Below are 11572 nucleotides of genomic sequence, written 5' to 3' on the forward strand. Positions count from 1 at the left end.
GCGCAGGGGGTGGCGTTCATTTATGATGCCCATCTTGTCACGGACCGATGTATTACAAGAAAGAGATGCTGGCGTGTTCAGCACGCAAATTGTTAATGATGTAGCCGTGATGAAGAGGTATTGAATGCCAGGCAGCACCTTGTTTAACGCGTTGATTTTATTGTTCGTCGCCCTTTGGGCTCCCCTCACTCAGGCAGCGTCCGGTTGGCAACCCATTCAGGACACTATCCGCAAGAGCGAAAAAGATACCCGTCAGTATCAGGCGATTCGTCTGGATAACGGCATGACTGTTCTGCTGGTGTCCGATCCGCAAGCGGTAAAGTCGTTGTCAGCGCTGGTCGTGCCGGTAGGATCGCTTGAGGATCCCGACTCGCATCCGGGCCTTGCACACTACCTTGAACACATGACGCTGATGGGGTCGGCGAAATACCCACAACCTGACAGCCTCTCCGAATTTCTGAAGATGCATGGCGGCAGCCACAACGCCAGTACCGCGCCTTACCGCACCGCTTTTTATCTTGAGGTAGAAAATGATGCGCTGAACGGTGCGGTTGATCGTCTGGCCGATGCCATTGCCGCCCCGTTGCTGGATAAAAAATATGCTGACCGTGAACGTAATGCGGTGAACGCAGAATTGACGATGGCCCGCACCCGAGACGGGATGCGTATGGCGCAGGTGAGTGCCGAAACCATCAACCCTGCGCACCCTGGTGCCCGTTTTTCCGGTGGCAATCTTGAAACGCTGAGTGACAAACCCGGCAGCCCGGTTCTTGATGCGTTGCACGCTTTCCGTGACAAATATTATTCAGCCAATCTGATGAAGGCAGTGGTATACAGCAATAAACCGTTGCCGGAACTGGCGAAACTGGCGGCGCAGACCTACGGGCGCGTCCCCAATAAAAATATTGAACGACCTGAAATCACCGTTCCCGTTGTGACCGATGCGCAAAAGGGGATTGTGATTCACTACGTTCCGGCAATGCCGCGTAAAGTCCTGCGGGTAGAGTTTCGTATCGACAACAATACGGCCCAGTTCCGCAGTAAAACCGACGAACTGATCACCTATCTTATCGGCAACCGTAGCCCGGGCACGCTCTCTGACTGGTTGCAAAAACAGGGGCTGGTTGAGGGCATACGCGCCGACTCCGATCCCGTGGTGAATGGGAACAGCGGCGTTTTGGCCATATCGGCCACCTTAACCGACAAGGGGCTTGCCCAGCGTGATGAGGTTGTTGCGGCGATTTTCAGCTACCTGAATCTGCTGCGTGAAAAAGGGGTCGATAAGCGCTACTTCGACGAACTCGCCCATGTGCTGGATCTCGATTTCCGCTATCCGTCGATCACGCGGGATATGGATTACGTCGAATGGCTGGCGGATACCATGATTCGTGTTCCGGTGGCACATACGCTTGATGCCGTTAACATTGCCGACCAGTACGATGCCGAAGCCGTTAAAGCACGTTTAGCGATGATGACGCCGCAAAATGCGCGGGTCTGGTATATCAGCCCGAAAGAGCCGCACAATAAAAAAGCCTACTTTGTCGAGGCGCCTTATCAGGTTGATAAAATCACGGCGCAAACTTTTGCTGACTGGCAGAAAAAATCCAGCGAGATTAGCCTGAGCCTGCTGGAAGTGAACCCCTATATCCCGGATGACTTTACGCTGATTAAACCTGAAAAAGCCTATCCGCATCCGGAACTCATCCTGGACGAGCCAACGCTGCGCGTGGTGTACACCCCGAGCCGTTATTTTGCCAGTGAGCCAAAAGCGGACGTCAGCGTGGTACTGCGTAACCCGCAGGCCATGGACAGTGCCAAAAACCAGGTGATGTTTGCGCTTAATGATTATCTGGCGGGGATTGCGCTGGATCAGCTCAGCAATCAGGCCGCCGTCGGGGGAATTAGCTTCTCGACAAATGCCAATAACGGTTTGATGGTCAATGCCAATGGATATACTCAGCATCTGCCGCAGCTTTTCCAGGCATTGCTTGAGGGCTACTTTAGCTACACCCCAACGGTGGAACAGCTTGAGCAGGCGAAATCCTGGTATGCGCAAATGATGGATTCCGCTGAAAAGGGTAAGGCTTTTGACCAGGCGATCATGCCAGTACAAATGCTTTCACAAATCCCCTACTTCCAGCGCGAAACGCGTCGGGCCTTGTTGCCATCCATCACGCTTAAAGAGGTGATGGATTATCGCAACGCGCTGAAAACCAATGCGCGGCCAGAGTTCCTGATTGTGGGTAACATGAGCGAGCAGCAGGCGAAAACCCTGGCGCAGAACGTCCGCACCCAACTGGGCACAAAAGGCGATGAATGGTGTCGCAATCAGGATGTGGTGATCGACAAGCAGCAAAACGTGATCTTTGAAAAAGCCGGCGGCAGCACCGATTCTGCACTGGCGGCGGTGTTTGTTCCCACCGGTTACGATGAGTTTGCCAGCTCTGCATACAGCGCGGTGCTGGGGCAAATCATCCAGCCGTGGTTCTACAACCAGCTGCGTACCGAAGAACAATTAGGCTACGCGGTTTTCGCCTTTTCCATGAACGTCGGGCGTCAGTGGGGGCTGGGTTTCTTGCTGCAAAGCAGCGACAAACAGCCAGCGTATCTGTGGCAGCGTTATCAGGCCTTCTTCCCGCAAGCAGAAGAAAAACTGCGTGCCATGAAGCCGGAAGAGTTTGCCCAGATTCAACAGGCGGTCATTGCTCAGGTGCAGCAAGCACCTCAGACATTGGGTGAAGAGGCCTCGCAGCTCAGCAAAGATTTCGATCGCGGTAATATGCAGTTCGATTCGCGTGATAAAGTAGTGGCCGAGATAAAACAGCTGACGCCACAGAAGGTCGCCGACTTCTTCCATCAGGCGGTGACTCAACCGCAAGGTATGGCTTGTCTGTCCCAGGTTTCCGGTAGCCAAAATGGAAAAGCGGAGTATGTCGATCCGCAAGGCTGGAAAGTGTGGGAAAGCGTCAGCGCGTTACAGAAAACGATGCCCTGGAGTAAGAAAGAATGACTGATACCGCTGAGACCCTTGATCCTTTACGTTTACCGCTACAGGGTGAACGACTGATTGAAGCCTCAGCGGGAACAGGAAAAACCTTCACCATTGCCGCCCTGTATTTGCGCCTGTTATTAGGCCTTGGCGGTACGGCGGCTTTTCCACGCCCTCTCAATGTGGAAGAGCTATTGGTGGTGACCTTCACCGAGGCGGCCACGGCAGAACTGCGGGGCCGCATCCGCTCGAATATTCACGAACTGCGTATTGCCTGCCTGCGGCAAAACACGGATAACCCGCTCTATCAAAGCCTGCTTGATGAAATTGTCGACAAGCAGCAGGCGGCGTATTCACTGCTGCTGGCTGAACGTCAAATGGACGAGGCAGCCGTCTTTACCATTCACGGTTTCTGTCAGCGGATGCTAAGCCTGAATGCCTTTGAATCGGGCATGCTGTTTGAACAGCAGCTGATCGAAGATGAATCCGAGCTTCGCTACCAGGCATGCGCCGATTTCTGGCGTCGTCACTGCTACCCGCTTCCGCGTGATATCGCGGAGGCTGTTCACACCCTGTGGAAAGGCCCGGAGGCGCTACTGCGATCCATCGACCGCTATCTACAGGGCGAAGCCCCAATGATCAAATCGCCGCCTCCGGTGGACGAAACCCTGGCCTCCCGCCATGAAAAAATCATCTCTCTGATCGCCGCGCTGAAGCAGCAATGGCTGGCTTCGGTGGCAGATATCGATGCCATTCTTGAACAGTCGGGCATCGACAGACGCAAGTTTAATCGCGGCAATCAGGGAAAGTGGATTGAGAAAGTCAGCGCCTGGGCCCAGGAAGAGACGCGCAGCTACGCGCTACCGGATGCGTTAGAAAAATTTTCCCAACGCTTTCTCAGAGAGCGGACCAAAGCTGACGGCGTCGTTCCTGAACATCCCCTGTTTGTGGCCATTGACGCTTTGCTGGAACAGCCGCTCACCCTGAATGACCTGATTATCACCCGTGCGATGACGGAAATTCGCGAAACGGTCGCACGTGAGAAGCGCCGCCGTGGCGAGCTGGGCTTCGATGACATGCTCAGCCGTCTGGATGCGGCGCTCGGCAGTGAAAACGGAGAAGCGCTGGCTGCGGCAATCCGGGCGCGGTTCCCCGTGGCGATGATCGACGAATTTCAGGATACCGATCCACAGCAGTACCGCATTTTTCGCCGCATCTGGCGTCAGCAGCCTGATACGGCGCTATTGCTCATTGGCGACCCTAAACAGGCGATTTACGCGTTTCGCGGTGCGGATATTTTTACCTATATGAAAGCACGGGGCGAAGTGGCCGCCCACTACACGCTTGATACCAACTGGCGTTCAGCCCCGGGAATGGTGGCCAGCGTCAACACGCTCTTTGAACGTATGGACGCCGCGTTTATGTTCCGGGAGATCCCCTTCCTGCCGGTCAAATCCGCGATAAAAAACAGCGATCTTCGTTTTGAGTATCAGGGTGCGGCACAACCGGCAATGACCTTCTGGCTGATGGAGGGCGAAGGCGCCGGGATTAGCGACTATCAGAGTGCGATGGCCCAAAACTGTGCAGCGCAAATTCGTGACTGGCTAAGTGCAGGAGCACTGGGCGAAGCGTTGCTGTGCAAAGGAGAAGCCTCACGGCCCGTCAAAGCTTCTGATATTACCGTGCTGGTGCGCAGTCGCCAGGAGGCCGCGCTGGTGCGTGATGCCCTGACGCTGCTGAATATTCCTTCTATTTACCTCTCAAATCGCGATAGCGTTTTCGAAACGCTGGAAGCGCAGGAGTTGCTTTGGCTGCTGCAGGCCGTGCTGACTCCCGAAAGAGAAAGCACGTTGCGCAGCGCGCTGGCGAGCTCGATGCTTGGCCTGAATGCACGCGATATCGATACGCTTAACAACGATGAAATGGCCTGGGACAAGGTGGTTGAAGAGTTCGCCCACTATCGCGAGCGCTGGCAAAAACGCGGCGTGATGGCGATGCTGCGTGAATTGATGACGCGGCGAAACATCGCGGAAAACATGTTGGCCACACCGGGCGGTGAGCGCCGTCTTACCGATATCTTGCACATCAGCGAACTGCTTCAGGAAGCGGGAACCCAGCTCGAGAGCGAACATGCGCTGATTCGCTGGCTGTCACAGCATATTGCCGATCCGAACAGTCACTCAGCCAGCCAGCAGATGCGCCTGGAAAGCGATAAACATCTGGTGCAGATCGTTACTATCCATAAATCGAAAGGGCTGGAATATCCGCTGGTATGGCTGCCGTTTATTGCCAGTTATCGCGCTCAGGATCAGGCGTTTTATCACGACAGGGTCTCCTTTGAGCCAGTGCTGGATCTCAGTAATGCTGAAGGAAGCGTGGAGCTGGCAGAGGCAGAACGTCTGGCTGAAGATTTACGCCTGTTGTACGTGGCATTAACGCGTTCGGTGTGGCATTGCAGCCTGGGCGTTGCGCCACTGTTCCGCCGCCGCGGCGAGAAAACAGGCGACAGCGATCTTCACCATAGCGCGCTGGGCCGTCTGATTCAGCAGGGTGAGCCACGGGATGCGGCAGGGCTGAGGCAGTGCCTGGAAAGCTTGTGCAACGAACACATTGCGCTGCACATCCCTGGCATACCTGATACCACGCGCTGGCAGATGCCAGACGGCCAGTCTCCGGAGCTTGACGTACGTCAGATCCAGCGACGCCTGCAGGACGACTGGCGGGTCACCAGCTATTCTGGTTTGCAGCAGCACGGCCAGACCTTCGCGCAGGATCTTATGCCAAAGCTCGACGTCGACGCGGCAGGGGTGGGCGACGTGGCGGAAGAGCCTGTGCTGACTCCGCATCAGTTTCCGCGCGGTGCGTCGCCGGGGACGTTTTTACACAGCCTGTTTGAAGAGCTTGATTTTACTCAGCCCGTGTCCAGCGACTGGGTTCTGGACATGCTGCAAAAGGGAGGTTATGCCTCTCACTGGCAGCCGGTGATGACCAACTGGTTAACCGCCATTCTGGAGGCGCCGCTGACGGAAGCCGGCGTGTCGCTTAGCCAGCTTCCTGCGAAGCAAAAACAGGTGGAGATGGAGTTTTATCTCCCCATTACCGGTCCCCTGACGGCAGAAAACCTTGATACGCTCATCCGCAAGTACGATCCCTTATCGCAAGCCTGCCCGCCGCTCGATTTCCGTCAGGTTAAAGGAATGCTGAAAGGGTTTATTGACCTGGTCTTTCGCCATGACGGGCGATATTACCTGCTGGATTACAAATCAAACTGGCTGGGCGAGAGCAGTGAGGCTTATACCCAGGAGGCAATGGCAGCAGCTATGCGTTCACATCGCTACGATCTGCAGTATCAGCTTTATACGCTGGCGTTACACCGTTATCTGCGTCATCGCATTGCGGACTACCATTACGATACCCATTTTGGCGGTGTCATTTATCTGTTCCTGCGTGGCATTGACGCAAACGATCCTCAGTCGGGCATATTTGCCACGCGCCCCGAAGCGGCACTGATCGAAAAAATGGATAATTTATTTGCGGGGATCACAGAGGAGGTGGCGCAATGACGATGCGAACGCGACTACTGGAGGCGGTAGAGCAACGTGCGATACGCCAGCTGGATGTGCAATTTGCCATGATGGTCGCCAGTGATAGCGAGCCGGAGGTGATGCTTGCGGCAGCCATGTTGAGCAGAGATGCCGGCGAGGGGCATGTGTGTTTACCGCTGTCACGACTGGTGGCAGATGACAATATGGCACCCTCGCTTCAGGCATGCTACGCCCTGCTGGGTAACGTCCCGGACTGGCCGTCGGTTCTGTTAAGTTCTGCCGCGGTGAGCACGGGTGAGCGCCCCACGCCGTTAATTCTGTGTGCCGAACGCCTCTATCTTAATCGTATGTGGCGTAATGAACTGGCCATCGCCCGCTTTTTTAACGAGGCCAATCAGTCGATGGCCTACGATGCCGGCTTGCTGCAGCAAACCCTGAACGATCTCTTTGATTCTGGCGAGGCGGTGAACTGGCAGAAAATTGCTGCCGCCGTGGCGCTGACCCGACGGATCTCCGTCATCTCTGGCGGGCCGGGAACCGGTAAAACCACCACCGTGGCGAAGCTGCTGGCCGCACTGATTCACATGGCCGGCACGCAAAAATGCCGTATCCAGCTTGCGGCGCCCACCGGGAAAGCGGCGGCGCGCCTTACGGAGTCGCTTGGCGGAGCCTTACAAAAGCTGCCGCTAAGCGACGAGCAGCGTGAACGATTCCCGAGTGAGGCGAGCACGTTGCATCGCTTGCTGGGTGCTCAGCCGGGCAGCCAGCGGCTGCGCTATCATGCCAGTAACCCCTTGCATCTGGATGTGCTGGTGGTAGACGAAGCATCAATGATCGACCTGACAATGATGTCGCGTTTAATCGACGCGCTGCCGCCCCATGCCCGGGTTATTTTCCTGGGCGACCGTGACCAGCTTGCCTCGGTTGAAGCGGGGGCCGTGCTCGGCGATATCTGTACCTATGCAAGCGTTGGCTATACCGCAGAGCGCGCACGTGAACTGGCCCGGATTACGGGCTGTCAGATTGACGGCAATGACGATCCCGTCGCCGGCGCGCTTCGGGACAGTCTTTGCCTGCTGCAAAAAAGCTACCGTTTTGGCAGTGATTCCGGCATCGGTCAGCTTGCCTCGGCGGTGAACCGGGGCGATCGTGGGGCAATTCGCACGGTCTTTGACGGGCGCTTTGGTGATATCGAGAAGAAGCGATTGCAAACCGGCGATGAGTATCTGGCTATGCTCAATGATGCCTGGCAGGGCTACCAGCAGTTTCTGGCGTGCCTGAAGCGTCAGGATACGCCGGAGGCGGTCATTACCGCATTCGGAGAATATCAGCTGCTGTGCGCGCTCCGTGAAGGTCCTTTTGGCGTGACGGGGCTCAACGAGCGGCTGGAGCAGGTGCTGGCGCAAAAACGGCAGATTGTACGCCAGCCGCATTCACGCTGGTATGAGGGGCGTCCGGTGATGATTTCCCGCAATGACAGCGCGCTGGGACTGTTCAATGGTGATATCGGCATCGCCCTCGATCGCGGCAATGGGCTGCGCGTCTGGTTTCAGATGCCGGATGGCAGCGTAAAATCCGTGCAGCCAAGCCGCTTGCCCGAACATGAAACAACCTGGGCGATGACAGTGCACAAATCGCAAGGCTCAGAGTTTGACCACGCGGCGCTGATTCTGCCAGCGCAATTGTCGCCCGTGGTGACGCGTGAACTGGTCTATACCGCCATTACCCGCGCCCGTCGTCGTCTTTCCGTGTATGCAGACGACAGGGTGCTGGCGCAGGCTGTTACGACCCGCACGGAACGTCGTAGCGGGTTAAGTGCTATTTTCGAAGCCCAGTGATGGCCTGCGGGATTAACCCAAATCAGCCATCAGCACTTTTGAGCGACGCTGGTAGTTGTACATCTCTTTTTTGCTTTCAGGCAGCGAGTCGATATCGACTGGCGTGAATCCGCGCTCCTGGAACCAGTGAATGCTCCGGGTCGTCAGGACAAAGAGTTTGCTTAAGCCGTTTTGCCGCGCCTGGGCGGCAATGCGTTCCAGCAAAACTTCCCCGCGAGATGAGCTGCGATAGTCAGGGTGAACCGCAACGCAGGCCATTTCGCCGATTTTCTCTTCAGGGAAAGGATAAAGCGCCGCGCAGGCAATGGTCAGGTTATCGCGCTGGATGATGGTGAATTTATCGATTTCCATCTCCAGTTGCTCACGCGAGCGGCGCACCAGAATACCCTGCTGCTCAAGAGGGCGAATCAGCTCGAGAATGCCGCCAATATCATTGATGGTGGCCCGACGAATTTGCTCGGCGCTCTCCATCACAATCTGAGTACCGATCCCATCGCGAGAGAACAACTCTTGCAGCAACGCGCCGTCTTCCTGATAGCTAATAAGATGGCTGCGCCGTACGCCGCTGCGGCAGGCCTTCACCGCGCCACGCAGAAAACGCACGGTGCCAGAATGATAGTCGCCCTGTGCTTCCAGCGTTTCGACCCGCGCTTGTGCTTCGTTGGGGAAAAGTTCAGGAACGATATTCCCCTGCTCATCATACACGCCCTGCGAGGAGCAAAAACCAATCATCTTCTCGGCTTTCAGTTTGATGGCCAGCTGTGTGGCGACCTCTTCGGAGGTCAGGTTAAAGCTTTCCCCGGTTACGGAGACGGCAACCGGCCCCATCAACACTATCGCGCCGTTATCCAGCTGACGGTGGATGGCCTCTTCATCGATGCGCCGGATACGGCCACTGTGGCAATAGTCCACGCCGTCGTCCACGCCTAAAGGCTGCGAAATGATAAAGTTTCCGCTGACCACGTTGATGTGGGCACCCTGCAACGGCGTGTTATTAAGGCTCATCGACAGCCGCGCCGTGATATCCAGTTGTAAAAGCCCGGCAGCCTGCTTAACCAGCTCCAGCGTTTTGGCATCCGTGACGCGTGTATGTTTATGATAAATGGGTTCGTGATGATGGGCCGCCAGGTTAGCGTCGATTTGTGGGCGTGCGCCGTACACGACCACCAGACGGATGCCGAGGCTGTGCAGCAGGCCGATGTCATTGACAATGCTGGAAAAGTTTTCATGTTCAATGGCTTCGCCACCCAACATGATGACAAATGTCTTTCCCCGATGGGCATTGATGTAGGGAACAGAATGACGAAATCCCTGGACCAGTTCGGTTCTGCGTTCCTTTACCACGGCAAACCCTCAGTGAATGTTTATTCGTATTTTGTGTATTTTTATTCGATTATTGCCGTGGGTGCAAGTCTAAATTTTTATCGAACACCATAAATTTATAAGCAACCGGTGCGTTACCGTATGATTGTTTACCCTTTTGTTGATGACAGTTTATGCGTCATTCGTTAAAGTTTTCGGTCAATTTGGACGTTTAGTATCATTCAATGATTTATTGCTCGGGAGAAGCATGTCGGGATCCAATTCAGCATTAAGCCGTCGCCGCTTCTTAAAAGGGGCAGGGGCGATGTGGTTGCTTAGCGTCAGCCAGATAAGTTTTGCCGCCGTCAGTCAGGTGGTGGCGGTGCGTGTCTGGCCGTCATCGACCTATACGCGCGTCACGGTTGAATCCAACCAGGTGCTGAAATATAAACAGTTTGCCCTCAGCAACCCCGAGCGTGTTGTGGTGGATATTGAAGGCGTGAACCTGAACTCGGTTCTGAAGGGGATGGGAGCACAAATTCGGGGCGACGATCCTTTTATCAAATCGGCCCGCGTGGGGCAGTTTGATCCGCAAACCGTGCGTATGGTGTTTGAGCTGAAGCAAAACGTTAAGCCGCAGCTGTTTGCGCTGGCGCCCGTTGCGTCCTTTAAAGAGCGTCTGGTGATGGATCTCTATCCGGCAAATGCGACCGATATTCAGGATCCTTTGCTGGCGCTGCTGGAAGATTACAATAAAGGCGATCTTGAAAAGCAGGTGCCACCCGCGCAAAGCGGACCGCAGCCCGGGAAGGCAGGGCGGGATCGTCCGATTGTGATCATGCTGGATCCGGGGCATGGCGGTGAAGATTCCGGCGCGGTGGGTAAATATCACACCCGCGAGAAAGATGTCGTCCTGCAAATTGGCCGTCGCCTGAAGGCGTTAATCGACAGAGAAGGCAACATGCGGGCCTACATGACGCGCAATGAAGATGTGTTTATTCCGCTCAAGGTACGCGTGGCGAAAGCACAGAAACAGCGCGCCGACCTTTTTGTCTCTATTCACGCCGATGCCTTTACCAGCCGACAGCCGAGCGGCTCGTCGGTGTTTGCCCTGTCGACCAAAGGTGCAACCAGTACCGCCGCGAGGCTGCTGGCCGATTCGCAAAACGCCTCTGACCTGATCGGTGGGGTAGGGAAGAGCGGCGATCGCTATGTGGACCACACCATGTTCGACATGGTGCAGTCGCTCACCATTACAGACAGCCTGAAGTTTGGTAAAGCGGTGCTGGGAAAGCTGGGCCGCGTCAATAAGCTGCATAAAAACAGCGTTGAGCAGGCCGGGTTCGCGGTACTCAAAGCGCCCGATATTCCGTCGATCCTGGTCGAAACGGCCTTCATCAGTAACGTGGAAGAGGAGCGAAAGCTCAAAACGGCGAAATTCCAGCAGGAAGTAGCGGAGTCTATTCTGGCAGGGATTAAAGCGTATTTCTCAGATGGGGCGACGTTAGCCAGACGGGGATAATGATGTCTGCCGGGTCTTTACCCGGCAACGTCATAAACGGCAGATACAAAAAAACACCCAAAAGGGTGTCTGATGTTTTCGAAGAATTGGTTGCGGGGGCCGGATTTGAACCGACGACCTTCGGGTTATGAGCCCGACGAGCTACCAGGCTGCTCCACCCCGCGTCCGTCTTTCTTCGTGGTATTTCAATTCATCTCTGCGTTGGCTTCGTTAAGCTTCGCGGTGAATCGAACTACGTTGTCGAAATCTCTACTCATGCAGAAACTTCTTTATCAAATTTGATTGGTTGCGGGGGCCGGATTTGAACCGACGACCTTCGGGTTATGAGCCCGACGAGCTACCAGGCTGCTCCACCCCGCGTCCGTGGATGCGCACT

5 protein-coding genes and 2 tRNA genes are annotated in these 11572 nt (G+C 55.5%); 4 read left to right on the forward strand and 3 right to left on the reverse strand.

Features of this window, described 5'->3' with window-relative positions:
• Nucleotides 1-124: 124 nt before the first annotated feature.
• The 3 genes from ptrA to recD are packed head-to-tail and all read left to right on the forward strand — an operon-like array spanning nucleotide 125 to nucleotide 8372.
• Nucleotides 125-3010: a pitrilysin gene (gene ptrA, locus LZP96_RS16870; RefSeq protein ID WP_258926183.1), complete on the forward strand. Its 2886-nt coding sequence runs from the start codon at nucleotides 125-127 to the stop codon at nucleotides 3008-3010.
• Complete coding sequence (recB, locus tag LZP96_RS16875) at nucleotides 3007-6552, forward strand: exodeoxyribonuclease V subunit beta (RefSeq protein ID WP_258926184.1); 3546 nt, start codon at nucleotides 3007-3009, stop codon at nucleotides 6550-6552. The genes ptrA and recB overlap by 4 nt, the downstream gene beginning before the upstream one ends.
• Entirely contained in the window at nucleotides 6549-8372 is a 1824-nt protein-coding gene (recD, locus tag LZP96_RS16880) for an exodeoxyribonuclease V subunit alpha (RefSeq protein WP_064327228.1), read from the forward strand. Before recB ends, recD begins: the two co-directional genes overlap by 4 nt.
• Before the next feature lie 12 nt (nucleotides 8373-8384).
• Here the strand turns inward: recD and argA are convergent, their stop codons facing one another.
• Complete coding sequence (gene argA / locus LZP96_RS16885; protein ID WP_064327227.1) at nucleotides 8385-9716, reverse strand: amino-acid N-acetyltransferase; 1332 nt, start codon at nucleotides 9714-9716, stop codon at nucleotides 8385-8387.
• A 226-nt stretch (nucleotides 9717-9942) separates the two neighbouring features.
• On the opposite strand from argA, the gene amiC reads away from it, so the two are divergent.
• The gene (amiC, locus tag LZP96_RS16890; RefSeq protein WP_064327226.1) at nucleotides 9943-11196 is read left to right on the forward strand and encodes an N-acetylmuramoyl-L-alanine amidase AmiC; all 1254 of its coding nucleotides are present in this window, start codon (nucleotides 9943-9945) and stop codon (nucleotides 11194-11196) included.
• 87 nt (nucleotides 11197-11283) lie between these two features.
• Here amiC and LZP96_RS16895 read toward each other — a convergent pair.
• Together LZP96_RS16895 and LZP96_RS16900 are read right to left on the reverse strand one after the other, a co-directional pair.
• Nucleotides 11284-11360, reverse strand: a tRNA-Met gene (locus tag LZP96_RS16895).
• 119 nt (nucleotides 11361-11479) lie between these two features.
• Nucleotides 11480-11556 (reverse strand) — tRNA-Met (locus LZP96_RS16900).
• Nucleotides 11557-11572: the final 16 nt, after the last annotated feature.

The organism is Huaxiibacter chinensis (genome assembly GCF_022171985.1).
Classification (GTDB): domain Bacteria; phylum Pseudomonadota; class Gammaproteobacteria; order Enterobacterales; family Enterobacteriaceae; genus Enterobacter; species Enterobacter chinensis_A.

Coding starts and splice junctions, on each gene's coding strand:
- ptrA (WP_258926183.1), top strand. CDS start 125: ATGCCAGGCAGCACCTTGTTTAACGCGTTGATTTTATTGTTCGTCGCC.
- recB (WP_258926184.1), top strand. CDS start 3,007: ATGACTGATACCGCTGAGACCCTTGATCCTTTACGTTTACCGCTACAG.
- amiC (WP_064327226.1), top strand. CDS start 9,943: ATGTCGGGATCCAATTCAGCATTAAGCCGTCGCCGCTTCTTAAAAGGG.
- recD (WP_064327228.1), top strand. CDS start 6,549: ATGACGATGCGAACGCGACTACTGGAGGCGGTAGAGCAACGTGCGATA.